This window comes from Hymenobacter fodinae (assembly GCF_004745825.1).
GTDB lineage: Bacteria > Bacteroidota > Bacteroidia > Cytophagales > Hymenobacteraceae > Hymenobacter > Hymenobacter fodinae.
This window is the reverse complement of sequence record NZ_SRLA01000002.1, coordinates 1,429,417-1,455,743: the sequence shown is the minus strand read 5'-3', so window position 1 is coordinate 1,455,743 and position 26,327 is coordinate 1,429,417. Positions and strand designations below refer to the sequence as shown.

At 58.4% G+C, this 26,327-nt stretch carries 19 protein-coding genes and 2 riboswitches; of the genes, 16 read left to right on the top strand and 3 right to left on the bottom strand.

Annotated elements, in window-relative coordinates:
* Nucleotides 1-309: 309 nt before the first annotated feature.
* The 12 genes from EU556_RS13415 to EU556_RS26755 all read left to right on the top strand — a co-directional run bounded on the left by EU556_RS13415 (nt 310) and on the right by EU556_RS26755 (nt 18,835).
* Entirely contained in the window at nt 310-1,608 is a 1,299-nt protein-coding gene (locus EU556_RS13415; protein WP_245327632.1) for a glycosyltransferase family protein, read from the top strand.
* 70 nt (nt 1,609-1,678) lie between these two features.
* Nucleotides 1,679-3,085, top strand: coding sequence for a DUF7033 domain-containing protein (locus tag EU556_RS13410; RefSeq protein ID WP_135434598.1), 1,407 nt, complete (start codon nt 1,679-1,681; stop codon nt 3,083-3,085).
* Between the two features lie 145 nt (nt 3,086-3,230).
* Complete coding sequence (locus EU556_RS13405) at nt 3,231-4,712, top strand: lipopolysaccharide biosynthesis protein (protein ID WP_135434597.1); 1,482 nt, start codon at nt 3,231-3,233, stop codon at nt 4,710-4,712.
* A 344-nt stretch (nt 4,713-5,056) separates the two neighbouring features.
* Nucleotides 5,057-5,148: riboswitch (SAM riboswitch) on the top strand.
* A gap of 328 nt (nt 5,149-5,476) precedes the next feature.
* On the top strand, nt 5,477-6,253 hold the full coding sequence (locus tag EU556_RS13400; RefSeq protein ID WP_135434596.1) for a phosphoadenylyl-sulfate reductase: 777 nt from the start codon (nt 5,477-5,479) through the stop codon (nt 6,251-6,253).
* Between the two features lie 101 nt (nt 6,254-6,354).
* Nucleotides 6,355-7,266: a sulfate adenylyltransferase subunit CysD gene (gene cysD, locus EU556_RS13395; RefSeq protein WP_135434595.1), complete on the top strand. Its 912-nt coding sequence runs from the start codon at nt 6,355-6,357 to the stop codon at nt 7,264-7,266.
* Nucleotides 7,267-7,388: 122 nt separating this feature from the next.
* Nucleotides 7,389-8,675, top strand: coding sequence for a sulfate adenylyltransferase subunit 1 (locus EU556_RS13390; RefSeq protein ID WP_135434594.1), 1,287 nt, complete (start codon nt 7,389-7,391; stop codon nt 8,673-8,675).
* Between the two features lie 157 nt (nt 8,676-8,832).
* Nucleotides 8,833-9,624 carry a uroporphyrinogen-III C-methyltransferase gene (gene cobA / locus EU556_RS13385; RefSeq protein ID WP_317128715.1) on the top strand — a complete coding sequence of 264 codons (792 nt, stop codon included), beginning with the start codon at nt 8,833-8,835 and terminating at the stop codon, nt 9,622-9,624.
* 31 nt (nt 9,625-9,655) lie between these two features.
* Nucleotides 9,656-11,509: an assimilatory sulfite reductase (NADPH) flavoprotein subunit gene (locus tag EU556_RS13380; RefSeq protein WP_135434593.1), complete on the top strand. Its 1,854-nt coding sequence runs from the start codon at nt 9,656-9,658 to the stop codon at nt 11,507-11,509.
* 333 nt (nt 11,510-11,842) lie between these two features.
* The gene (locus EU556_RS13375; protein WP_135434592.1) at nt 11,843-14,749 is read left to right on the top strand and encodes a TonB-dependent receptor; all 2,907 of its coding nucleotides are present in this window, start codon (nt 11,843-11,845) and stop codon (nt 14,747-14,749) included.
* Between the two features lie 11 nt (nt 14,750-14,760).
* The gene (locus EU556_RS13370) at nt 14,761-15,528 is read left to right on the top strand and encodes a DUF2490 domain-containing protein (RefSeq protein ID WP_210116277.1); all 768 of its coding nucleotides are present in this window, start codon (nt 14,761-14,763) and stop codon (nt 15,526-15,528) included.
* Between the two features lie 4 nt (nt 15,529-15,532).
* The gene (locus EU556_RS13365) at nt 15,533-17,245 is read left to right on the top strand and encodes an NADPH-dependent assimilatory sulfite reductase hemoprotein subunit (RefSeq protein WP_135434590.1); all 1,713 of its coding nucleotides are present in this window, start codon (nt 15,533-15,535) and stop codon (nt 17,243-17,245) included.
* 78 nt (nt 17,246-17,323) lie between these two features.
* Nucleotides 17,324-18,835 (top strand): TSUP family transporter, encoded by a 1,512-nt coding sequence (locus EU556_RS26755; RefSeq protein ID WP_135434589.1) that lies wholly within the window; start codon nt 17,324-17,326, stop codon nt 18,833-18,835.
* A gap of 101 nt (nt 18,836-18,936) precedes the next feature.
* Here the strand turns inward: EU556_RS26755 and EU556_RS13355 are convergent, their stop codons facing one another.
* Nucleotides 18,937-19,749: a CPBP family intramembrane glutamic endopeptidase gene (locus EU556_RS13355; RefSeq protein ID WP_167855571.1), complete on the bottom strand. Its 813-nt coding sequence runs from the start codon at nt 19,747-19,749 to the stop codon at nt 18,937-18,939.
* Nucleotides 19,750-19,935: 186 nt separating this feature from the next.
* Nucleotides 19,936-21,390 carry an amino acid permease gene (locus tag EU556_RS13350; protein ID WP_135434587.1) on the bottom strand — a complete coding sequence of 485 codons (1,455 nt, stop codon included), beginning with the start codon at nt 21,388-21,390 and terminating at the stop codon, nt 19,936-19,938.
* 334 nt (nt 21,391-21,724) lie between these two features.
* Nucleotides 21,725-21,817, bottom strand: a riboswitch (SAM riboswitch).
* Between the two features lie 290 nt (nt 21,818-22,107).
* Here EU556_RS13350 and EU556_RS13345 point away from each other — a divergent pair.
* Both EU556_RS13345 and EU556_RS13340 read left to right on the top strand, forming a co-directional pair.
* Complete coding sequence (locus EU556_RS13345) at nt 22,108-22,530, top strand: hypothetical protein (RefSeq protein ID WP_135434586.1); 423 nt, start codon at nt 22,108-22,110, stop codon at nt 22,528-22,530.
* 166 nt (nt 22,531-22,696) lie between these two features.
* Nucleotides 22,697-23,386 carry a TIGR02117 family protein gene (locus tag EU556_RS13340; RefSeq protein WP_135434585.1) on the top strand — a complete coding sequence of 230 codons (690 nt, stop codon included), beginning with the start codon at nt 22,697-22,699 and terminating at the stop codon, nt 23,384-23,386.
* 11 nt (nt 23,387-23,397) lie between these two features.
* Here EU556_RS13340 and EU556_RS13335 read toward each other — a convergent pair whose 3' ends face one another.
* Nucleotides 23,398-24,144, bottom strand: a complete 747-nt coding sequence (locus EU556_RS13335) for an EcsC family protein (protein WP_135434584.1) — start codon at nt 24,142-24,144, stop codon at nt 23,398-23,400.
* Between the two features lie 197 nt (nt 24,145-24,341).
* Between EU556_RS13335 and EU556_RS13330 the strand changes: the two genes are divergently transcribed.
* Both EU556_RS13330 and EU556_RS13325 read left to right on the top strand, forming a co-directional pair.
* On the top strand, nt 24,342-25,481 hold the full coding sequence (locus EU556_RS13330; protein ID WP_135434583.1) for a sensor histidine kinase: 1,140 nt from the start codon (nt 24,342-24,344) through the stop codon (nt 25,479-25,481).
* Nucleotides 25,478-26,224, top strand: a complete 747-nt coding sequence (locus EU556_RS13325) for a LytR/AlgR family response regulator transcription factor (protein WP_135434582.1) — start codon at nt 25,478-25,480, stop codon at nt 26,222-26,224. The genes EU556_RS13330 and EU556_RS13325 overlap by 4 nt, the downstream gene beginning before the upstream one ends.
* The last annotated feature ends 103 nt before the right edge of the window (nt 26,225-26,327 follow it).

Here is a 26,327-nt window from a genome sequence, read left to right as displayed (position 1 = left end):
CTTCTTTCATAAGCACTGCCATGTCGAGCGGAGTCGAGACATCTCGCGGCCTGATGTTGCCATGCTAACTCAACACACTCGCACGTCATCCTGACACAGGAAAGATCTTGTCACGCTGGAACGACTGGCCTAGCGCCTCGTGCTGATGTGCAAGACTCTTCGTTCCACTCAGGATGACGTGCTGGTATAATGGCACCATTAGCACGCGAGATGTCTCGACTTCGCTCGACATGACGGTCATTCAGTGTTGTTCTAGGCCAGCTAGTCGCCTCTTCTACAACTTTACCTGCTCGACTTGCCGCTTACTTAATGCCCGACGTTCCTGCCACTCCCACCGCCCGCCTGCGCGACATTCTGCAACTGCGCTTTACTGACCTGTTTGCGGCCCTGCCGGCGCACATGCTGGAACCTATTTCGCCAGCTAGGCCACTGAAGCGGCTACTGAAGGTGGCGGGCTACGCGGCCGTGCGGCTGGTGGGCAACGTGTTTCGGCCGGTGCGCAACCCAGAGCAGTTGCGGGGCAAGGTGTGGCTCTACGTGGTGAGTCAGAACAACTACGACTCGTTACACTTTGTACGCGAAGCCCGGATGGATAGCGTGCTGGTAGCGGGGCAGAGCAAGCAGATAGGGCGCTACAACCGGCAAGTAAACCGATTGTCATTGCGGCGTAAGTTGCTGTATTACCGGCAATTGCCGAAGGTATTGTTAGGCCTCTGGCGCACGGAAGGCCGCAAGGCGTGGCGTTTTTTTGATCTGATTTTCAACGCCATTGGCTACTATGAGGTGTACTGTCGGGCCTTGCGGCACTACCGACCAAAGGCTATCGTCTTCGCCAACGACCATAATGATGATGCCCGCGCCCTGCTGCTGGCCGCCCGCGCCTGCGGCGTGCCCACGGCCTACGTGCAGCACGCCAGCGTGAGCACCAACTTTCCGCCGTTGGGGTTCGATCTGAGTTTGCTCGAAGGTCAGGACGCACTGGACAAATACCGCCAGTGCGGCCCCGTGCACGGTCATACGGAGTTGGTGGGCATGCCCAAAGCGGATGCCTTTCTAGCCTCGAAAAACCAAAACCCCACGGTACAGCGCGTAGGCCTGGCCTGCAACGCCCTCGATGACACCCAGGCCATTGCTGAGTCGCTAGGCCACTTGCTGCGAGAGTTTCCAACTCTCACCTTCACCTTCCGTCCCCACCCCGGCGATACGCGCGACTTCTCCTTCTTGCGCCAGCAGCACCCGCAGCTACAGTTCTCGGATGCCCGCCAGCACAACGTCTTCGAGTTTCTGCAGCAGCAAGACGCCCTCATTGCCGCCGATACCAGCACCCATCTGGAGGCGACGCTGCTAAATCTGGCTAGTATCTACTACCGCTTCGGCACCCACGGCATCACCGACGATTACTACGGCTACGTGGCCCACGGCTTGGTAGAACGCGCCAACACCCTGCCCGAATTATCGACACTGCTCCGCCGCTACCAGCAGCACAAACCCGCTGACCTCTACCGCCGCGCCGCCTACTACAATGCCACCCTCGGTACGCCCGATGAAGGCCGCAGCCAGCAACGCGCATTGCGTTTATTAGACGATTGGCTTACAAAGCAGGCCTAGAACAGCTCAGCGTCCTCTGCGAAAACCTCCGCGGGAACCGTCATCTGCAAAACTTGCTATACTTGCCGCCATGCCCGCTCCCGCCTTTGCAACACCCCCCCAGCCGGTTTCCACCGAAACCCGACTGGCCTACGTGCTCCGCCATTTCCGACTGGCCTACGAGAACGTGCCCGATATCTCCATCGGCTATGTGGATACTCAACCCCAACTGCAAGTAGCGGACGGCGCCGGCGGGTTTTTCAGCCAGACGAACCCATACCCCGCGGCGCCTAATATGCGGGAGTGGCTAGGCCAGTCGGTACCCTTTTTCTTCGACGCGGAGCCGCAGAGGCCGCTGCTGGAACTGCTTCCAAGTGGGCATCCTATCATCAATGCCGATATTATTTCGGGGGCGTTTTACCTGCTCAGCGGCTGGCAGGAATATTACTCCGAGGAGCGTGACCAGCACGGCCGGTTTCCGTACGCGGCCAGTGTGCAGCGGCAGTACGGTTTCGTGACGATGCCAGTAGTTAACTACTACTTCGATGTGCTCAAAACAGCAATACAGCATATGGTAGGCCACTCCCTGCAACCCCGTACGTGGCTGAACGGTGCGCAATGGGCGGCCTTCGTCACCCACGATATCGACAACCTCTACAGCGCCTGGAAGGCCCCCACCAAAGCGGCTATTCAGCGCCGCGACTGGCCTAGCCTGGCCCGGCACCTCTGGCAGCACTTCACCCAGAAAGATGCCTGGGATAATCTGGAAGAGGTGCAGCAAACGGTAGCCAGCTACGAAGCTAAGAGTACGTTCTTCTTCCTACCCGAGCACCGCAAAGCCGCCAATGGCACACCGAATGCGGATTATAAAGTGCAGCAGGCACTGCTTGTGACACAGATCCGTCACTTACACAGAAATACAGCTGAAGTAGCAGTTCATGGTAGCATAAATGCCGATAGCGTCAAGTTGGCGCTAGAAACTGCTGCTATGAGAGAAATAGTGGATTTACCATTTGATTCGGGCATCTACTTGGGCAACCGATTTCACTATTTGAAATGGGAACCTACTATTACCCCACTAATAGTTGAATCTATTCCTGCTTGCTACGACTCGACTTTAGGCTTTGCTGAACACTTCGGCTTCCGAAATTCCTACTGCTTGCCGTTTTTTCCATTCAATTTCCAATTAAGGCAAGAGTGTACTTTCCTCGAAATACCGCTCAACGTGATGGATGCCACCTTGCACCATCCACGTTACCTGCAGTTGGCACCCGAGGAGATACTGCCAGCCATAACGCCGATGCTGCAGGAAATAGAGCGGTTTGGTGGTGTCTGCACGCTGCTCTGGCACAACGAGAATTTTGACCCGGCCAACAAGAATACGGGTCCGCGTCAGTTCGCCGAAATCATGGAGTACCTTCGCAGCCGTGCTGTGGCCTTCGTCAACGGCCAGGATATCGTTGGTGAAATGAACAAGCCTACCAGCACGTCATCTTGAGGCCAAGAGAAGGACCTTACCACGTCAGCACGGACTGTTTTAGTCCAGTCGTTCTTACCTGAAAAGCTCCTTTGCTTAGATTCAGGATGACGTGCTCTTGGTCTCTTCGTCACTGCACAAATTAACCACTTCACCATTTCACCACTTGGGCATAGTTCTGCGGCAGGGGCTGCGCAATACGATTATCTCTTACATCGGGCTAGGGCTAGGGTTTATCAGCACAGCCCTAGTGCTACCGAATTTTCTCGCGCCCCAGCAGCTCGGCGTTACAGCTACGCTGTCCTCGGTGGCCACGCTGTATGCGCAGATTGCGGCCTTCGGGTTTGCCAGCGTGGGCATCCGGTTCTTTCCTTACTTCCGCCATCCGGAGTCGGGGCACCGGGGTTTTTTGCCCTTGCTGCTGGGCGTGCCGTTGCTGGGGTTTGCGGTGGTAACGGCGCTGTATTTCCTGGGTAGGCCAGTGCTGCTGCAATGGTACGGCACCGACGCGCCTTTGCTGGCGCCCTACTACGTCTGGGGCGCCATGCTGGCGTTGTTTACCATGCTGTACTCAGTGCAGGATGCCTACCTGAAGGCGCTGTACCACACGGCCTTTTCCTCTTTTGTGCAGGATGTGCTGCTGCGGGTTCTGGTTATTGGGGGCGCCTTACTGTTTGGGTTCGGGTTCCTGTCTTTTCCGGATTATGTGCTGTGGTTTGTGGGCGTAAACGGCGCCATCACCTTGCTGCTAACCGGTTACGTAGCCTTTATCGGGGAGCTGCATTGGCGGCCTACGCGGCAGGTATTCACGGTGCGCCCCCTGCGCGAGCTGCTGGGCATGGGCTCTTTTACTCTGCTGGGGAGCCTGTCGGGCAGCATTATCATGTTTATTGACACCCTTATGGTGGGCGCGCAGGTGAGTGTGGCGGCGGCCGGCATCTATGCAGTGGCCGGCTACATCAGTACGGCCCTGGCTATTCCGGCCCGCTCCCTCAACAAAATAGCCTTCCCCCTCCTCGCCGACTACTGGAAACAGCAGGACCTGCCCCGCATGGCCGACTTCTACCGTCGCGCCACTCGCCTCAACACGCTGCTGGGCTGCTATTTGGCTCTGGGCATCGGGCTGAACCTGGATTTTATCTACTCCCTGATGCGCAATGCCAGCTACGCCGAAGGCACGGTAGTCGTCCTGCTCTTGCTCGGCAGTAAGCTTTTCGATGGCATCACCGGCGTCAATGGCCTGATTGTCATTACCTCCCCCCGCTACCGTTACGATCTGGTTTTTAACGTGTCGTTGGCCCTGCTGACGGTGGTGCTGAACTGGCTCCTGATACCGCGCCTGGGCATGGTGGGAGCGGCAGTGGCCGCCTGCGTAGCCCAGGTGAGCATCAACCTGGCGCGCACCTGGTTTGTATGGTACAGCTACCGCATGCAGCCCTTTACCTGGCGCATTCCCCTCATCCTCGGCATTGCTGCCGTGGCGGGCGGAGTGGCCTGGCTGGTTCCGGCATTACCCTCCTTCTTCCTGACGATGGTGCTTCGCTCTGCGGTACTGACTGTTCTGTACGCCGGACTGATTCTACTAACTAATTCAGCCCCTGAAGCCACTGAGTTTCTACTGAAATTCGGCCGCCGATTTATTAGATAAGCACGGCGGGAGTACCAATTCCTTTACTATTTTCTTGCCTTTTCAAGTAACAGTATTGCTGTTACTGCCTGCGCTATTCATATAATTTCAGATACTCAAATTAAGTATAACACAATAATAATCAGTTAATTAAACCCAATTCAACCTATTAATTACACGTTTGTAAAAACATGTAGCACCCGATATAGTTAATACGCCCGAATGGCTGGTTCTCCCACCTTTGCATTTCCATTTTTTGCGTTCAGCAGCAGCGGTAAATCCACCTGCTGAAAAAATAAAATTTGGAAGTGTAAAATTTCGACCAGTACATTTGTAGTACCAATTCTTTACCCACAAAAGGATTGTTTTTATACAGAGGCGTGGAGAGACAGGCTCTACGAAGCGCCGGCAACCATCCGTAAGTGCGGAACGGTGCCAAGTCCTGACCATATAAAAACAACAACGCCGTGAACCGCTTCATCAACTCCGCCGCTTCTGCCACCTCCGCTGCTGTACAGCATGGGTGTTGTGGTATGGCTAGCCTCGTCTGTATGACTGGGGCGTGTTGTTGTTGCTAAGGGCCACACTCCTCCTTTTTCTTGGTTTGTAGGCTGATTGAGCTCCTCTGACGTGCGTAAGTTCGCGTCCGGCTGAATCGCCTGCACCCGCCTATTTCGCCCGGCGAAAATGTGTATTTGTCGCGCCGCGACAATGCCAACCTGCCCGGGCCATTTTCGGCCGGATTGCTGCCTTTACGGCAGCCTCCCCTCCTTCCCCTTCTTGTTATGTCTGCAGCATCAGCTGCGCCGGCCGTCTTGCCCGAGCTCGACGACCTGCGCCTTCGGCTCACTTCTGCCACTACCTTAGAGCGCCTGCGCCTAGTGGCAGAACGCTTCCCTGGCAAAGCCGTCTTCTCCACCTCCTTCGGACTGGAAGATCAGATTATTAGTCACTTAATCTTCACCAATGAGCTCCCTATCAAGGTATTTACACTGGATACGGGGCGCAATTTTCAGGAGACGTACTCCACCTGGAACAAGACCTTGCTGAAGTATGAGCAGCCCATTGAGGTGTACTTTCCGCGCCAAGAAAGCGTGCAGGAGCTGCTGCTCACAAAAGGACCAAACAGCTTCTACGAGAGCGTGGAAAACCGCAAGGAGTGCTGCTATATCCGCAAAGTAGAGCCCCTGAATCGGGCGCTGGCGGGGCAGCAAGCTTGGGTAACCGGCATCCGGGCTGAGCAGTCGCAGAACCGGCAAACTATGGACCCCGTGGAGTGGGATGCCGCTCATGGGCTGACCAAAGTTCACCCTCTCTTCGACTGGACCTGGGAGCAAGCGGTGGCCTACGCCCAGGAAAACGGCATTCCGGTGAACCCGCTGCACCAACAGGGCTTCGTAAGCATTGGGTGCGCCCCCTGCACCCGGGCCATTAAGCCGGGCGAGGACTTCCGGGCCGGCCGCTGGTGGTGGGAAGACCTCTCGGCCAAGGAATGTGGCCTACACGCCACCGCCCACCACAACGGCCCCGACCCCGTGGTAGAGCCAGTGCCCGCGGGTTAAGACCACAGGCCTACAACAGTCCTACACAACATCAGCACGCGGCAGACGCAAATACGCGTCTCTACCGCCGCCCACTGCAAAACGGTCATCTCGACAATACCATGAGTACCCCCCATTTCGATTACCTCGACCGGCTGGAAGCCGAAGCCATTCATATCCTGCGGGAAGTAGCGGGCCAGTTTGAGCGCCCCGCCCTGCTATTTTCGGGTGGTAAAGACTCTATCGTGCTCACGCGACTGGCCGAGAAAGCCTTCCGCCCCGGCCGCTTCCCCTTCCCGCTGGTGCACGTAGATACTGGCCATAACTTCCCCGAGGTACTGGCCTACCGCGATGAACTGGCCGCTCGCCTGGGCGAAAAGCTGATTGTGCGCAAAGTAGAAGACACCATCAAGCGCCAGCGCCTGCGGGAACCGGGCGGCAAGTATCCGAGCCGTAACCCCCTGCAAACCTACACGCTGCTGGAGGTAATCGAAGAGTTTGAGTTCGACGCCTGCATTGGCGGCGCCCGCCGCGACGAGGAGAAGGCCCGCGCCAAGGAGCGCATTTTCTCCGTGCGCGACGAGTTTGGCCAGTGGGACCCCAAGCGCCAGCGCCCCGAGCTCTGGAACGTGTACAACGGCCGCATCCAGAAAGGCGAAAACGTGCGCGTGTTCCCCATTTCCAACTGGACGGAGCTGGATGTATGGCGCTACATCCAGCGCGAAAACATTCAACTGCCCGACATCTACTTCGGCCACGAGCGTACCTGTGTGGTGCTGCCTACGGGCCAGCTTCTAGGCCTGTCGGAGCACCTACGCCTCGATGAGGACGACGAAATCGTGACGCGCCAGGTGCGCTTCCGCACCGTCGGCGACTCTACCTGCACCGCCGCCGTGGAAAGCGACGCCAGCACCGTGGAGGACATCATCCAGGACCTGCTGCTGGCCAAAGTAAGCGAGCGGGGCGCCACCCGCCTCGACGACAATATCTCCGAAGCCGGCATGGAAGACCGCAAGCGCAACGGCTATTTCTGATTGAGGTGATGAGGTGATGGAGCAATGAGGTGAAAAGAACCGGACCAAGATGGTCTCCTACCTCACCTACTCCATCCCTCAACAACATTATTCACCCCATCACTTTTCACCTCATCACCAAAATGGATTTACTTCGATTTATCACGTGCGGCAGCGTTGACGACGGCAAAAGCACCTTGATTGGCCGCTTGCTCTACGATTCCGAATCGGTATCGCTGGACGTGCTGGCGGCCCTGGAAAAGCGGCAGGCTTCTAACGGCACTGTGGATCTGGCTTTGCTGACGGATGGCCTACGGGCTGAGCGCGAGCAGGGTATTACTATCGACGTGGCCTACAAGTACTTCACCACGCCCCGCCGCAAATTCATCATTACCGACGCGCCCGGTCACGTGCAGTACACCCGCAACATGGTAACCGGTGCCAGCAACGCCGACCTCGCCATTGTGCTGGTAGATGCCCGCCAGGGCGTGATTGAGCAGACGCGCCGTCATACCCTGATTGCGGCGCTGCTAGGCATCCGCCACTTCGTGCTGGCCGTGAACAAAATGGACTTGGTTGGCTACGACGAAGCGGTTTTCGCTAAAATCGCCACCGATTACGCCGAACTCACCAACCACTTCAACCTGCCAGCGGCCGTAGCCATTCCGCTCAGCGCCTTGCAGGGCGACAACGTGGTTACGCGCTCCACGCACCTGCCCTGGTACACCGGCCCCAGCCTGCTGGAGCACCTGGAAAGTGTGCCCGGCACCCAGGAGCGCGCCGACGAGCCGCGCTTCCAGGTGCAGTATGTTATCCGGCCCCAAACTGCCGAGCTACCCGACTACCGGGGCTACGCTGGCCAAATCCAAAGCGGCGAATACCGCCGCGGCGACCGGGTGCTGGTGCTGCCTTCTGGCCTAGAATCAGAGATTGAAGCCTTAGAGGTAAGTCAGCAGGAAGTTGAATCTGCCGCCGCACCCCAGGCCGTGGTAATCCGGCTGCGTGATGACGTGGACGTGAGCCGCGGCGACTCTATCGTGCCCCTAGGCCAGCAGCCCACTATTACCCGGGAATTGGAGGCTACTCTGTGCTGGATGAGCGAGCAGCCCCTTTGGCCGGGCCGCAAGCTGTTGGTGCAGCATCATTCTACGCTAGTGAAAGCCGCCATTCCAGCCATCCTCTACAAGGTGAATGTGCAAACCTTCGCCAAAGGCGCGGCTGAATCGGCTCAGCTAAACGACATCGTGCGGGTGCGCATCAAAACCGCCCTCCCGCTAGCCGTCGATACCTATCAGGACAACCGGGTTTCCGGGTCCTTTATTCTGGTAGATGAGCTGAGCGGCGACACTGTAGCTGCCGGCCTGGTGGAAGCAGCCAACTCCGAGTACTTCACCGCGCCGGTAGCGCCGCCGGTGGCGTTTTCAATCTAAATAAGGTGGTGAAGTAATGGGGTGAGGAAGTGATGAGGGTAAGGGTAAAAGCACACTAGTTTGATCTACAGCGTCATCCTGCATTTCTCCTCATAACCTATCACCTCCTCCATCCATCACTTCTTCATCCCATTACCTCATCACCCCATCACTTCTCATGATGAAAACGCCCCGTCTTACAGTGCTCGGCGCCGGCCCTGGCGACCCGGAGCTGCTCACGCTCAAAGGGGCGCGGGTGCTCGGTGAGGCCGACGTAATTCTCTACGACGCACTAGCTAACAATGACTTGCTCCAGCACGCCCGCCCCGATGCCGTTACCGTGTTTGTGGGTAAGCGCCGGGGCCTGCGCAGCTATAGCCAGGACGAAATCAACGCCCTGATTGTGGAGCACGCTCACCAATACGGCCACGTAGTACGCCTGAAGGGCGGTGACCCGTTTGTGTTCGGCCGCGGCCGGGAAGAAATGCTTTACGCTGAGCAGCATGGCCTAGCCACTGATTATGTGCCCGGCATCAGTAGTGCCGTGGCCGCGGCGGGCAGCGTGGGCATTCCGGTGACGCACCGCGGCGCCAGTGAAGGCTTTCGGGTGATTACGGCTACCACCGCCACCGGCGAGCTATCCGGCAGCGTGGCCGAAGCCGCCCGCTCCCGCACCACTACCGTCATCCTGATGGGTCTGGGGGAGCTGGACCACATCGTAGCCCTCTATACGCAACACGGACAAGCCAATACACCCGCCGCCATTGTGCAAAACGGCACCCTGCCCACAGCGCGCTTCGTGGCGGGCTCAGTCGCCCAGTTGCCAACCCTAGCTAAAAAGGCCGGCATTGGGGCCCCAGCCATCATTCTGGTGGGCGAAGTAACCCGCTTAGCCACCGCCGAAAACCTGGCGGAGACACTGCCTACTGATGTTTTCGCTCTGCTACCGGCCTACGCCGAAGTGGCTTAACTCTTTTTCTCGCGCTGCTGCTCTCTTTTCCATGACCACTGCTCCTTCTCCTACTCTTCCCATTGGCTTCGATGAGGCCACGCTCCAGCAGTTGACGGCCGGGCTCACCGAGCAGCAGTTGCTTTGGCTGAGCGGCTACCTCTACGGTCGGGCCGCCGCGGGCCAGCCGACCCCAGCTACTCAGCCGGGCATGGCAGCTGCCGTTACGGCTCCGGCCGGCCCCGCCCAGCTTACTATTCTGTACGGCTCCCAAACCGGTAACAGTAAGAAGGCCGCCAACATTACAGCGGAGATTGCGCGCCAGAAAGGCCTCACTGCCACGGTGCGCGACATGAACGACTACCCCACCAAAGACCTCAAAACCGAGCAGCAACTGCTGGTGGTAGTGAGCACCCAAGGTGAGGGCGACCCACCTATTGCGGCAGAGGAGCTGCACCAATTTTTGCTGAGCGCCCGCGCGCCCAAGCTGCCGGAGCTGCAGTATGCCGTGCTAGCCCTCGGTGATAAAAGCTACCTGCAGTTCTGCCAAACTGGGTTTGAGTTCGACCAGCGTCTGGCCGAGCTGGGCGGCAAGCGCCTGCTGGAGCGCGTAGACTGCGACGTGGAGTTTGAGGATGAAACCCGTAAGTGGGCCGCCCAGGTGTTGGAAGTGCTGGCGAAGTCGGCCCCAGCAGCGGCTCCCGCGCCGGCTGCTTCGGTAGCAGTAGCAACAGCGCCAGCCGTGTTGCCATCGGTGCTGACGGGTGGCCTAGGCGCGCCGGTTGCAGTGGCCTACACAAGCCGCAACCCATTTCAGGCGCCGTTGCTGGAGAAAATCCAGCTCAATGGCCGCGGCTCTACGAAGGAGACGTACCACTTGGAGTTTTCGCTGGAAGGCTCGGGCATTCAGTACGAGGCCGGCGACGCCCTGATGGTGCAGCCCACGAACCGCCCCGCCCTGGTAGAGGAAGTTCTGCAAGCTGCTCACCTAAACGCCAACGCCCCCGTACGCCTGGAAAGCACCGAACTGGACCTGACCAGCGCCCTCACGGAGCATCTGGAACTGTCGGTAGTGACGCGCGACGTGCTGGAGCGCTACGCGGCCCTGGCCCCGCAGCACGGCCTGTTGCGTGAAATTTTGGCCGATAAAGCCCAGCTGCCCAACTACCTCTACGGCCGCGACGTGGCCGACCTGCTTACGGAGTTTCCGGTGGAGCTTTCGGGGCAGCAGTTGGCGGCGGTGCTGCGGCCCTTGCCCGCCCGCGCTTACTCCATTGCCAGCAGCCTGCTCGCGCACCCTGAGGAAGTGCACCTAACCGTGGGGGCCGTGCGCTACCAGGCCTACGGCCGCGACAAGCACGGCGCTTGCTCGGTGTACCAGGCCGACCACCTCAACCTGGGCGACACTGCCCGCGTGTGGGTCGACCGTAACGAGTACTTCAAGCTGCCCCAGGATGGCGCCACCGACATCATCATGGTAGGGGCTGGCACGGGCGTAGCTCCCTTCCGGGCCTTCGTGGAGGAACGGGCCGAAACCGGCGCGGCCGGCCGCAACTGGCTGGTATTTGGTAACCCCCACTTCACCACTGACTTTCTGTACCAAACCGAGTGGCAACAGCACCTGAAAAAGGGCACGCTAGACCGCCTCGACGTGGCTTTCTCCCGCGACCAGGAACAGAAAATCTACATCCAGCACCGGCTGCTGGAGCAGGGCCGCCGCCTCTACGATCAGCTTGAAACCGGCGCCTACTTCTACGTGTGCGGTGATAAAACTCGCATGGCCGCCGATGTGCAACGCGCCCTGCTCACCATCATCGGCCAAGAGAGTGGCCTAGGCGAAGAATACGCCGCTGAATACCTGAAAAAGCTGAAGAAGTCACGCCGCTTTTTAGAGGACGTGTACTAGAACTGCCTACTACTGCCCGTCATGCTGAGCGGAGTCGAAGCATCTCTACCTCTGGCTAATCAACTGGCCTAGAGACAACTCAACGAAGCGGTAGAGATGCTTCGACTTCGCTCAGCATGACGGTAACCACTGCAACGTACGTCAGCACGCGAGATGTCTCGACAAGCTCGACATGACGAACCTTCAACAACCTCTTTCAAACTAACTAGATGCGTGTCCTGATAAAGCGATGTTGTTGCTGCTAGAAGCCGCCAGTTGAGCGGCTCCTACTCCCTCATCGACTGGCCTACGGCCCTGCCAACTCCACATCCTTTACCTCGAAACACCTTCTATATGCTGAAGCAGTACTACGCTTCTTTCTGGTTGCTCCTGCTCTTATTGTTCGTGAGCATCCTCTCGGCCAGCGCCCAGGATCCGTTGATATCCATTAGCGGCACCGTGCGCGATAATGGCAACCAGCAGCCTTTGCCGGGCGTGAGCATCAGCGTGAAGGGCGGCTCCGTGGGCACGCTCAGCGACAACAACGGGCAGTTTGCGTTGAAGGCCAAGCTGCGCTTTCCGTTTACGCTGGTGTTCAACTTCATCGGCTACGAATCACGGGAATTGGAAATTGCCAGCGGCAGCCAACCTATTGCCGTGAAGCTGGAGTCGAAGGCGGTCCTAGTTAATGAGGTGGTGGTGTCAGCTTCCAGGGTGGAAGAAAGTCGGCTGAAGTCGCCGGTGGCTATTGAGAAGCTGGATATCCGGGCCATAAAGGAAACGCCGGCGCCCAGCTTTTACGATGCCCTGGAAAACGTGAAGGGCGTTCAGATGACGACCAGCTCGCTTACGTTTAAAGTGCCCAACACCCGCGGCTTCAACATTCCGAACAACTTCCGCTTCATGCAGCTCGTGGATGGAGTGGACATGCAGGCGGCGACCCTGGGCGTGCCCCTGGGCAACGCCATCGGGCCCACGGAGCTGGACATTGCCAGCGTGGAAATTACGCCCGGTGCAGCCTCGGCCTTGTATGGCATGAACGCCATCAACGGCATGGCCAACCTCACCACCAAAAGCCCCTTCAGCTACCAGGGCCTGAGCGTGTACCAGAAGGTGGGCGTGAACCACGTGGATGGCAAAGACCGCGACCCGAGCGCCCTCACCGAAACGGCCTTACGCTGGGCGCAGGTGGTCGGACCGTCGCAGCGACTGGCCTACAAGGTGAACCTGAGCTATCTGCGCGGCACCGACTGGCTGGCCAACACCCAAATCGACCAGAACCCCCAAACTGCCTCCTCGGCTAACCCCCGCTTCCCGGAGCTGAGCGGCGCCAACAACCCCGCCGCCGACCTGTGGAACCGCTACGGCGACGACAACGCCGGCAATGTGTCCATCACCATTCCCTACAACGGCCGCAACGAAACTTTTAACGTGCGTCGCACGGGTTACTACGAGCGTGACCTCACCAACCCCATCGTGCGCAACATCAAGGCCGATGCCAGCCTGCACTATAAGCTCACCGATAAGCTGGAGCTGAGCTATGGCTACCGGTTTGGCCTCATGGACGGGGTGTTTCAGCGTGGCAACAAGATTCAGCTGGATGGCGTGACGGTGCAGAACCACAAGATTGAGTTGAAAGGAGAAGACTTTACGGCTCGCGCCTACATGCTGGTAGAAAACACCGGCAACTCCTACAACCTCAACCCCCTGGCCCTTAACCTCGATCTGCAGAACGGCTCTAATACTGCGTGGGGCAATAAATTTCGGACGGAGTTGCAGAGCCAGCTCAGCGCGGGCACTGGCCTAGCGGCCGCCATGCAGCAGGCCCGGGTGGTGGCCGATGCCGGCCGCGCCGTGCCGGGTACAGCGGCGTTTGATGCGCTGAAAAACCAGATTGTGCACACCAACAACTGGGACAGTGGCGTGAACGTGCCAGGCGCACCCATCCCCGGCGGGGCCGCCCTCACCCAGCGCAGCCGCACCTACCACTCTGAGGCCATCTGGAACCTTGGCCAACGCATTAAGTTTGCCGATGTGGTGATTGGGGCCGATGCCCGCCTGTACGAGGTGATTCCAGATGGCAACAACTTCGTGGATTTCGGTAGGCCTCTGGCGGAGCGTACCACACCCGGCGGCGACAATCAGTATTATAAGAAAATTGGCGGCTTCGCCCAGGCCTCCCGCCTACTGCTCAATAACAAACTTAAGCTCACCGCCTCCCTGCGCGCCGACTACAACCCGGAGTTCGACCCCAAACTGAACCCGCGGGTGGCCGCCGTGTATACCCTCGCCGACAAGCACAACTTCCGGGCTTCCTACCAAAACGGCTGGCGCTTCCCCTCCCTGTTTGAGGCGCTGTCGTTCGTGAACAACGGCAACGTGCGCCGTGTGGGTGGCCTAGCCCGCGTGAATGAAGGCCTGAACTACCTCGACAACTCCTACACGCTGGCTTCAATTTCGACCTTCAACGCCGCGGTGAATGCCTACGTGGCGGCCAACTCCGGCACCACGGCCTCGCAGGCGGCGTTGCGCCCCGAAATCCGTAGCCTGCTGCAAGTGGGTAATCTGCCCACGGAGCAGCCCGAGCAGATTAACGCCTACGAGGTGGGCTACCGCAGCGTATTGTTCGACAACCGCGTGTCGATTGATGCCGATGCGTATTACAATGTGTACTCGGGTTTCCTAGGCCAGGTAGAAGTGAGCGTGCCCAAGAATGCGGCCGGCCAGCAGGTAACCGTGGGCTCTGATGATGCCGTGCTGGCAGCCCTTAACACCAACCGCGGTGCCCGCCAAGACCGCTACCGCGTGTACACCAACGCCCTCAACAACTACCGCAGCTACGGCTCTACGCTGGGCGTGACCTACAACTTCTATGAGAAGTTCACCTTCGGCGGCAACGTCAACTACAATGCGCTATCGACCAATAAGCAGTCGGATATTTTCGTGACGGGCTTCAACACGCCGCATTGGGCCACTAACCTGTCGTTTGGCAACCGCGAGGTGGTGCGCAACGTGGGCTTCAACGTGGTGTGGCGCCACCAGAGCACCTTCTACTGGGAGAGCCCCCTGGCTAACGGCCGCGTGCCCGCCTACCAGACCGTAGATGCCCAGGTGAACGTGCGCATCCCGGCCCTGAAATCGACCATTAAAGTGGGCGGCGCCAACCTACTCAACAACCGCTACATCCAGTACGCCGCCGGCCCAACCATTGGGGGCTTGTACTACGTGGCCCTCACTTTCGATAACACGGTGCTGCGCTAATGGCTACGGGTATGAAAGGGCTTCTTCCGCTTGGGTTGTTGGCGCTTCTAGGCCAGTCTTCGCTGGCGCAGAAGCAGTACGTGCGGGAGCAGCAGACCTGGCTGGGCGTGTTCAACCAAACCCGCTTCACGCAGCACTGGGGTACCTGGACCGACCTGCACGTGCGCCTCCACGACCGGTATGTGCAGGACATGTTCCAGACGGTGGCCCGCGTAGGCCTCACCTACTACCTCACCGACGATGTGCGCCTGACTGGCGGCTACGCCTACGTGCACCACTTTCCCGATGGGGCCCGCACCATTGGGCAGGCCGAGCACCGGCCCTGGCAGCAAGTGCAGTGGTTCAGCAAATTTCCGAAGGCACGCCTGATGCAGTGGGTGCGGCTGGAGGAGCGGTTCCGGCGCACCATCCGGAGCAACGAGCGCACCGACGACTTCGATTTCAACTATCGCACCCGCTATAACGCGGCTCTTTTCCTGCCCCTCAACAAGCAAGGCTTTGCGCCGGGTGGCCTACAGTTTCTGCTCAACAACGAAGTGATGATGAATTTCGGCAAGGAGATTCGCTACAACTACTTCGACCAGAACCGGCTGTTTGCTGGCCTGGTGTACCAGCTCAACCCGCACGCCCAGTTGCACGGCGGCTACATGCACCTGTTTCAGCAGCTGCCGGCCGGTAGCACTTACCGCAACCAGCACACGATTCGGGTTTTCTACTTCCACAACTTCGATCTGCGGCCCACTCCGCCGCCGGTCCCCGCTTCTCCTTCTGCTCAATAAACTCATGGCCGATACTCCCAAGCTTTCCGAAGTCGAACACGTCAAGGACGCCAGCAACTACCTGCGCGGCACCTTGGCCGAGAGCCTCATAAACCCCATCACGGGAGCCCTCTACCCCGACGACACCCACCTCATCAAGTTCCACGGCTCCTACCAGCAAACCGACCGCGACCTGGACAGCGAGCGGAAGCGCCAGAAGCTGGAGCCGCTCTACTCCCTCATGATTCGGGTGCGCGTGCCCGGCGGCGTGGCCTCCGCGACCCAGTGGGAACGGATGGATGAGCTAGCCGACCAGTACGGCAACGGCACCCTTAAGCTCACCACCCGCCAGGCATTCCAGCTGCACGGTGTGCTCAAGCGCAACCTCAAAAAAACCATTCAGGGCTTTAATGCCGTGATGCTGGATAGCATTTCGGGCTGCGGCGACGTGAACCGCAACGTGATGTTCAACCCTAATCCGCACCAAAGCCGGGTGCACGAGCAGGTGTATGAAATCACGAAAGCCATTGGCGCCCACCTTACGCCGCGCACCTCGGCGTATTGGGAGCTGTGGCTCGATGGCGAGTCGAAGTACAGCAGCGTACCGAACGAGGGTGAGGGCGACTTCGAGCCAATTTATGGTAAGACCTACCTGCCCCGCAAGTTTAAGATTGCGCTGGCCGTGCCGCCTCACAACGACACCGACATCTTCGCTAACGACCTGGGCTTGATTGCCATTGAGGAAAAAGGCCAGCTCCTGGGCTTCAACGTGACGGTGGGCGGTGGCATGGGCATGACCTTCGGGATGCCCGAAACCTACCCGCGCCTGGGCGATATCATTGGCTACGTGCCCGCCGATAAGGTAGTGGACGTGTGCGAGAAGGTGGTAACCATTCAGCGCGACTGGGGCAACCGCGAAAACCGCAAGTTCTCGCGCCTCAAGTACACCCTCGACCGGGTAGGCCTAGACACATTCAAGCAGGAGTTGAACCAGCGCCTGGGCTTCGACCTGGAGCCCGCCCGCGCCTACGAGTTCAAGAGCTCCGGTGATGCCTTTGGGTGGACTACTGGCCCCGATGGTGCCCAGCACCTGACCTTGTTCGTGGAAGGTGGCCGCGTAGCCGACCGCCCCGGCCAGCAGCTCAAAACGGCTCTGCGAGAAATTGCCCGCTTCCATACCGGCGACTTCCGCCTCACTGGCAACCAGAACCTGATTCTGGCCAACGTAGCGCCCGAGCACCGGCTTTTGGTAGAAGCCACCCTGGCTCAACACGGCATTCAGGTAGCCGCTACCCACTACTCAGGCCTACGCCGCGGCGCCCTGGCCTGCGTGGCCCTCAACACCTGCTCTTTGGCCTTCGCCGAGGCCGAGCGCTATATTCCGCAACTCATCGACCGCCTAGATGGAGTGCTGGCCGAGCTAGGGCTGTTGCAGGACGACATCATCATCCGGATGACCGGCTGCCCCAACGGTTGCGCCCGTCCTTACCTGGGTGAAATTGGGCTGGTGGGCCGGGCCGTGGGCCGCTACAACCTCTACCTGGGCGCCGCCTTCAACGGGGAGCGGATGAACAAGCTCTACAAGGAGATGCTCGACGAAGATGGCATTGTAGCCGCCCTCACGCCCCTGCTCCAGGAGTACGCCCAAAACCGCCAGCCGCAGGAGCGGTTCGGTGATTTCACCATTCGTCAGGGGTACGTGCAGCCGACCACGCACGGCCAGAACTTCCACGCCTAGGCCACCTAGCCTCTGGCTCAAAGACCATTAAATCAGGTCTTTTCCCTATTTTACCCTTCACAACCTGTCCACCGCGCTATGAACACAGCCGAAACCACCGCCCCGAGCGTGCCCGATCCAGTGCCCGCCAGCGGTTCCAACCGACTGTTTCCCATCTTCTTGAAGATGGAGCAACTGCACGTCTTGCTGGTAGGCGGCGGCAACGTAGGCCACGAGAAGCTCGCGGCCATGCTGGCTAACAGTCCGGCCACGGCCGTAACGGTGGTAGCCACCTACTTTTCTGATGCCCTGCTTGACTTGGCCGAGAAGCACCCGGCCGTGCAGCTGCGCGAGCAGGCCTACCAAACTACCGACCTCGTGGGCCACGATTTGGTGATTGTGGCCACCAACGACAAAGAGTTGAACCTGCGCATCAAGGCCGATGCCACCCGTCAGCGCCTGCTCTGCAACGTGGCCGACACCCCCGATGCCTGCGACTTTTACCTGGGCTCTATCGTGCAGAAAGGCGACCTAAAAATTGCCATTAGCACCAACGGCAAGTCGCCGACCATTGCCAAGCGCCTGCGCGAAATGCTCACCTCCACCCTCCCCGACGAGCTGCACGATGTGCTCCAGCGCATGTCCGTGATACGGGAGAAAGTAGGCGGCGACTTCGCCCACAAAGTAAAGTCGCTGAACGCCGTGACGGCCGAGCTGACCGGCGGCCCAGCCTATGAGTCGCCGGCGGCGGCGCAGTGGCGGCGCCGGGCCACGGGGGCGTTGCTGGCCTTCGCGGGCCTGCTCATCTTCAACATCCTCTCCTACTACATCACCTGGGACCAGGTGGTGCACACGGCCACCAACGCGAAGCTGTTTTACATTTTCGTGGCCATTGGCTTTGGGGCGCAGCTGGTAGACGGGCTGCTGGGCATGGGCTACGGCGTGGTCACGGCCATCAGCCTGATGAGCCTGAACATTGCCCCGGCGGCCGTGAGTGCTAGCATTCACACCGCCGAAATGTTTGCCAGCGGGGCCTCCGGCTACCACCACTACCGCTTCGGCAACGTGAACAAGAAGCTATTCAAGGTACTCCTGATTCCGGGGGTGCTGGGCGCTATTACGGGTGCGTATCTGCTCTCGAAATTTGGCGAGACGTACGCCGGCTACGTGAAGCCGCTGTTGGCCGCCTACCTGCTGTTGCTGGGTATTCGTATCATCTCTAAGGCCTTCTCTAAACCAGGGGAGCGAAAAAAACACAAGAAGCTAGGCCTGCTAGCGGCAGCTGGCGGCTTCCTCGATTCATTTGGCGGGGGCGGCTGGGGCCCGCTGGTTACCAGCACCCTCATTGCCGGGGGCCGCACGCCTCAGTACGTTATCGGCTCGGTGAGCGTAACGGAGTTCTTCGTGACGTTTGCCAGCGCCGTTACCTTCTTTGCCACGCTAGGCATTTCGCACTGGCAGATTATTCTGGGCCTGATTGTGGGCGGGGTGGCCGCCTCTCCCCTGGCCGCCCGCTTGGCCGGCCGCATCCCGGTGCGCTGGATGTTTGTTGGCGTGGGCCTGATGGTCATTGTCTGGAGCCTGTGGGCCTTGCGCAAACTGTTCATGTAACTGGTACAGAACACTTGCTATAAAAGCGGCGAGCAATCGGCGTACTGGCCTAGTGACTAGTATGCCGATTGCTCGCTGCTTTTAGTGTTTCTGGAAATTAGCTAGGCCAGTATGGCTTCCGGCTCTGGCAGTGCTGGCGCCTCATCTACGTCCGATTCTAGCGCAGGAGGCGTTGTGGTTTGTTTCACCCGCAGGACGAATGCCGCCATCAGTAAGCCGCAAATAACTACCAGTATCGTGTAGGCCACCCAAGAGCCAGCCGAGGCATGAGGCGGCTCTACCATGTTGGCTTTGTGTGTAAGCATACCCAATAAGCCTACCGCATTATTAAGCGCATGTAGCACTATGCATAGCAACAACGACTGCGTGCGGTAGAATAGCCAGCCCAGCAGCAGCCCCATGATGCCAGCCGACACCGTTTGCACCGGGTTACAATGAAACACCCCGAATAGCAAGGCCGACTGCCCAATAGCTACCCACGGACGGTAATTGCGTAGCAACCCGTTGAGTAGAATGCCGCGAAATAAGACTTCTTCCAGAATTGGAGCGGCTACTACCAGCATCAGGAAGGCCAGCCACGGTTGCATCTCCAACTGCCGAAACGAGTTTTCCATCCAGTTGGGCAGATGCAGATAGTAAAGCGACGAGCGCAGGATGATCTGCACAAACGCTATAACGGGTAGCGCAAGATAAATCCAGGGTGGTACCTGGCCGAGGAGCCGTAAGGGCACCCGCCGCTGCTTCCAATACCACATCAGAAACCCGATAGTCGCCACTTCACCCAGCACAGTAGCTATGGTACTCACTACAATAGACTTCCGATGAATTACGTGGTTGGCAATAACAAATACGGGTATGGCCGCCAAGAGCATAATCAGCGCAAACCATGCCAACGCAACCCAGCTTTCTTTCATAGTTGGATAAGCTGGAGCGCGACTTCTCACAGGCGACTGCATGATTTCGGACTCGGATACTAGTGTTTCCATCAATTGCTAAATAGATAAGTCAATAGGTGCCTGAAAGTAAGTATTCGGCCGTAAGCGCCCACAAAAAAGCCGGAGCTAGTCCGGCTTTTTGTAAGAATGTAAGGATTTCCTGGCCTAGGCCACTTGCTGCTCCGCTTCCGCGCGCAGCTTGCTGTGCTTTTTGCCATACCCAAAGTAAATGGCCAACCCGATAGCCAACCACACGGCTAGGCGCAGCCACGTTTCCCAGGGCAACGACACCATCATCACCAGACAAGTCAGAATACCCAGGATGGGCACCAGCGGCACAAGCGGCGTGCGGAAGCCGCGCGGCGCGTTGGGCTCTTTTTTGCGCATGATGAGCACACCCAGGCACACCATCACGAAGGCAAGCAGGGTACCAATGCTGGTCATTTCCCCAACCACCGAAATCGGCACGAAGCCCGCGAACAGGGCAATGAACAGGCCTAGCAGCAGGTTTGATTGCAGCGGGGTGCGGAAGGTGGTGTGGATGCGCGAGAACACCGGGGGTAGCAACCCATCCTTCGCCATGGAAAAGAACACGCGGCTCTGCCCTAACAAATCCACCAGAATTACGGACGTGTAGCCGATGATAATGGCCAGGATTACGGCCGACGACAGCCAGGCATAGGGGGTTTTCTCGATGGCAATAGCCACTGGAGCGGCGCTGTCTTTGAACTCGGTGTAGTTGGCTAGGCCAGTCATAACGTGGCCAAACAACACGAAGAGCACGGTGCAAATCAGCAGGGAGCCGATGATACCGATGGGCATGTTGCGCTGGGGGTTCTTGGTTTCCTGAGCCATGGTGGCCACAATATCAAACCCGATGAACACGAAGAATACCACTCCCGCACCGCGCAGGATGCCGCTCCAGCCAAACTCACCGAAGGTGCCCGTGTTAGCCGGGATGTAGGGTTGGTAGTTAGCGGGGTCGATGTACTGCCATCCCAGGGCAATAAACACTAGCACCACGGCCACCTTCAGGGTAACTACCAGCGCATTGAACCACGCCGAGCCCTGGGTGCCACGAATGATAATCATGGTGATGGCCAGCACAATAAGCATGGCCGGAATGTTCACAAAACCCTGCACGGCGCTGCCGTCGGCCAGAGTAGCCGTTTCAAATGGCGACATCACCAGCTGCGGCGGCAGGTTGATGCCGTACTTGCTTAGGAACTTCAGCAGATACTGCGACCAGCTGATGGCCACCGTGGCGGCTCCTACGGAATATTCCAGTACCAGGTCCCAGCCAATAATCCAGGCGAACAGCTCGCCCATAGTGGCGTAAGCGTAGGTGTAGGCTGAGCCGGCCACCGGCACCATGGAGGCAAATTCGGCGTAGCAGAGCGCCGAGAAAGCGCAGCCCACGGCCGCCACCACAAATGAGAGCGTAACGGCCGGGCCGGCATTGTTGGCCGCCGCAATGCCGGTGAGAGAAAATAAGCCCGCCCCGATGATTACCCCAATGCCAATGGCAATGAGGTTGAAGCCGTTCAGACTTCGTTTCAGGGTGTTAGCGCCCGTTTCGGCCGCTTCCTGCCGCAGCAGTTCCAGAGATTTTTTTAACATAGAGACTAAGTGCCAACCTGCAGTTGGCCAGTGAGAAAAAGAGCTAGTTGTGGGACACGTGTGCAGTGGCCTAGCGCGCCGAAATCACCCAAAACAGGTGACGCATACCGACGCTGTACCCGGAGAACGGCACAACTAAGAGAATACGGAGAGAGAAGCGCTACCGGTGCTCAGGCAACCTACAGTGCAGAAAACCTGGACGCTAGCGGCGGATTTAACAACAGCAACAACACGTACCGCTACAACACACCGGCGCTACGGTGGGTACACCGAAGCAGGCAGCGGAAACTACAAAAGGGGCAGTACGGCAGGGGCGAAAATCCACGGCAACTTGTTTTTATATGGTCAGGAATTGGCACCGTTCCGGCAGTTGCGGATGGTTGCCGACGCTTCTTCGAGCCTGTCTCTCAGCGCCTCTGTATAAAAACAATCCTTTGTCGGTAAAGAATTGGTAGGGCAAAGGTACACCCGGCCTGCGCGCATTTACAAATGGCCCGTGATGGCTAGTAGCCTAGGCCACTCCTCTCCTACCGCCACCCGACGCTAAGTAGCCTACAGGGTTTAATGACCTAATTGACTTTTTTTAATTTATCCGATAACTGGATCAGAGTTAAAAGTTGGCACTGGACTTGCAAATACCCATTCCAGAAGCTCACCAAGCTGTTCTTGACCGCGTGAGCATTTCGCCTCTTGATTTTGATAATTCAGATACTACCCATGAAAAAGCTCCTTGTAGTTCTTGCTGCGTTTACCTTCTCGGTTGGTGCTGTTTCGGCCCAGACTGTACCGGTTAAGAACCGTCACCCCCGCACGGCCCAGACCAACAAGGCCCAGAAGACGCCCGAGCAGAAAGCTGACCAAAAGGCCAAACACTTGGCTCAGCAGTTGAATCTCTCGGCTGAGCAAACGGAAAAAGTGCGGCAGTTGCATTTGGCCCGTTACCAAGAGATGCAGGCCAACCGCGCCAAGTACGCTACCGCCGGCAAAACCGACGCCCGCAAGCAAGAAATGAAGGCCGACAAGGCCAAGTACGACGCCCAACTCAAGCAAATCCTGAGTGCTGATCAGTACACCGAATACGCCCAGCTGCGCGCTGAGAAAGCCGAAAAGCACAAAGGCCATCAGAAAGCCAAGAGCTAGTCGTTTTTAGTTCTCACAGAAAAGCTCCAACGCATTCGTTGGGGCTTTTTGTTTTTAGCGGGTGTTAGATCGGCCCGCACATCAACCGTAGGCCACTTGGCTCGTATTGCGCCTACACTTCCTCTCCATTCTGGGGCCTACTGGGCTCTGGCGATTTGTGCAACACATGAAAACAGGCCTTCAAAAAGCCCTCAAAGCAATTGGCTACGTAGCAGGCACTCTGGGCGGGGCCCTAGGCCTCTACCTCACTGCCGCCGCCGTCTTATCGCGCATTACGGTGCCGAAGAAAAGCACCGACCCGCTCACCGATGTTGACATTTACATCTACTCCAACGGCGTGCACACGGATATTGTGGTGCCCGCCCGCAGCGAGTATATCGACTGGACGGAAACCATCCTGCTGAAAAACACCCAATCGAACGACCCCACCATGCAATACATTGGGTTTGGGTGGGGAGATAAAGGCTTCTACCTCGATACGCCTACTTGGGCCGAGCTAAAGGCCAGCACGGCCTTCAAGGCCATGTTTTACCTGGGCACCTCGGCCATGCACACCACCTTTTACCGGGAAATGCACGAAAGCGAGGACTGCGTGAAAATCAGCATCAGCCACAACGACTACCGCAAGCTCATCCAGTACATTCAGGACAGCTTCCGCTACGACGCGCTAGGCCGCCCCATTTATATTGCCGGGCACAGCTACGGCCGCGACGACTCCTTTTATGAGGCCCACCGCACCTACGGCTGGCTCTACACCTGCAACACCTGGGCCAATGATGCCCTGAAATACTGCGGCCAGAAAGCCAGCCTCTGGACCCCGTTCGACAACGGCATTTTCTACCAGTACCGCCACTAGTGGCCTAGCACCTACTTTTCTAGGGCTGGCCTAGCGGCGAAATACCGCATGCGGTAGCAGTTCATGGCCGTGTCGCCGAGCTGTTCTAGCAGCTTGTAATTAGCAACGGCCCCCACGGCTGCCCCAATTACGGGCACCAGCTGCGCCAGCTTGGCCAGGTCGATGTAGTCGCGGTACTCTTGCTGAAAGGTGCGCCAGTCGAACTCGTGTACATCGGTGGGCAAGGTGTGGCGGTAGGCCTCCCAGTCGGCCACCTGGCGGTACACCTCGTTGCGGGTGTGCTGGCTGCTAAACGCCAGCTGAAACACGTGCAGCAGGTACAAGCGCTCAGTGTAGTCCTTTACATCATACCCATAGAAGGCCGCAATATCGAAGAGCAGTTTTAGCTTGAGCCCCAGCAGTAGCGGAAAGTCGGCGAGACCGAGCAGGAAGCCACCGGCACCCGTTACCGCTCCTTCGGCTGCGGCCGTGTTGCGGTAGTATTTCACTCGGGTCCGGATGGCGGCCTCCCGCTCCGCCAGCGGCACATCTAGCACGGGGTTGCGCGTGGTGTGCGTAGAGCCAAATAACACGCCGCGCACCATGTGCTTAATGGCCGCCGTTATGGCTTCGTGCACCCGCTCGGGCAGCAGGGCATTCAGGCGTATCTGCACCCGACGTGCAAAGCGGTTGAGCAGCGTGGGCTTCTCCTGCATCTTGCGCTGCCAAGCCCGCAATTCCGCGTAGGCCTCTTGTTCAGTGTGCTCAGTGGGGGTCATGAAGGTGAAAGTAAGCAGATTTACCAGCACCCCAGCCTAATCGGGCTAGCCGGTATTTCTCTCCTGTAAGGCTTCGCCTTCTCGCCTAACGACTCAGAACAGGAAACGGTCGATGTGTTTGGGCCACTGATGGATTGCTGACGCTCATACTCCCGTGCTAGCCGTAGCTTGCCGGAGGTTTCATTTTACTTTACGGCATGGCCACTTCTACCCGGCGCTGGGGGCTTCCACTTCTGCAGCACACCCTAATTTGGGGGGTGTTGAGTATGCTGCTTGCCATGCAGCCCCAAGACCGGACCCAGGGAGTGGCGTTCTGGGTGGTGCAAACTACCACACTGGCGCTGCTCGCCGTTGCCTTCTACCTCAATGCAGGCTGGGCCGTCCCACGCCTGTTATACGGGCGCCGACCCGTGGCCTACCTGGGGTTTCTGGCAGCAGCCGTGCTGTGCATTCTGCTGCTGCATCGTGTGGTGGAAACTACTGTGGCCTCGCCTCGGCCAGAGATGCGGCCCGAACCGCCCCAGCCCGCCATGCAGGTCCCTACTTTCCGGCCCGGCATTCCGCCTCCTCAGCCTAACGAGCGGGGAGGCGGGCCTCCACACCAGATGCCCTCCCACCGCTTCGGCTTGTTTAACCCCGCCATCTTTATCACAACGTTGCTGGCGCTAGGCCTAGGTACCAGCGTGGCGGCCGTGCAGCGGGGGCAGCGTGAGGCCGAAATGCGGCAGGCGCTGGAGCGAGAGAAACTGACCACGGAGCTGTCGTGGCTGAAGGCGCAGATCAATCCGCATTTCTTCTTCAACACGCTCAACAACATCTACGCCCTCACCCTCATCGACGGCGACCGGGCCCGCGAGGCCTTACACCGCCTCTCCCGCATGATGCGCTACGTGCTCTATGAAACCCAGACCGGCACGGCCCCACTCAGCCAAGAACTGCTGTTTGTGCGCGACTACATCGATCTGATGCAGCTGCGCCTGACCAACAATGTGCACGTAGAGTACCTCACGCCCGAGCCCCTATGCGATGCTCCCATAGCTCCTATGCTGCTGCTGACCTTCGTAGAAAACGCCTTTAAGCACGGCGTAAGCACGGTGCTGCCCAGCTCTATTCGCATTCACGTGCAGCAACCCAATCCGCAAACTCTCGTGGCCGATATATACAACTCTTTGTTTGATGAGCGCCCCGCCGCACTGGATCAAAACTACGGTATTGGCCTAGCAAACACCCGACGCCGGATTGAGCTGCTGTACCCCGACCGCCACACCCTGACGGTTACCGAGCGCACCCCCAACAACGAGTACCACATCCATCTGACCTTGACGCTGCCTGCATGACGACGCTGAATTGTATTGCCGTTGACGATGAACCCCTGGCCTTGCAGCTGGTGAGTAGCTTTATTGAGAAAACCCCTTTCCTGCGGCTAGTAGGCAGCTACAGCAGTGCAGTGTCGGCCCTGAAGGGCTTGCAACAGCAGGAAACGCCCGTGGATGTCCTATTCCTGGATATTCAGATGCCTGACCTCAATGGCCTGGAGTTGGCCCGGGTGCTAGACCGAGGGCCCGGGCCAGACCGGGGTCCGCGCGTTATTTTCACTACGGCCTTCAACCACTATGCATTAGAAGGTTATAAGGTTGATGCACTCGACTACTTGCTGAAGCCCTTCACGTACGAGGAGTTTTTACGGGCCGCGCAGAAGGCCCACCGCTACGCTGAGGTGGCGCACCCCACTCCCGCCCCAGCCCCACCCGCCCAGCCCACCGAGGATTACCTGTACCTGAAAGTGGAATACCAGTTGGTGCGCGTGCCCTTCGATGATATTCTCTACATTGAGGGCTTGAAAGATTATATCAAGGTCTACCGCCGCAGCGAGCCAAGGCCCTTGCTTTCCCTACAGAGCCTGAAAGCCTTGGAGGAGCGCCTACCCAAGCAGTTCATGCGCATTCACCGCTCTTACATTGTAGCGCTCAACCATATTACCTCCGTGGGGCGCGGCACCGTGCAAATTGCCAACGAAACTATTCCCATCAGTGAAGGGTACCGGGAGACCTTTGACCAGTACATCCGTCGCTGGAAATAGAGGTACTTTCTCAATTTCTTTCAGGCAAATCTACTTGCCAATCAAACTACCGCAGCCACAGCGGCTTACAAATAGGCCTAGCAAAAAAGCCCCGCATTCACCC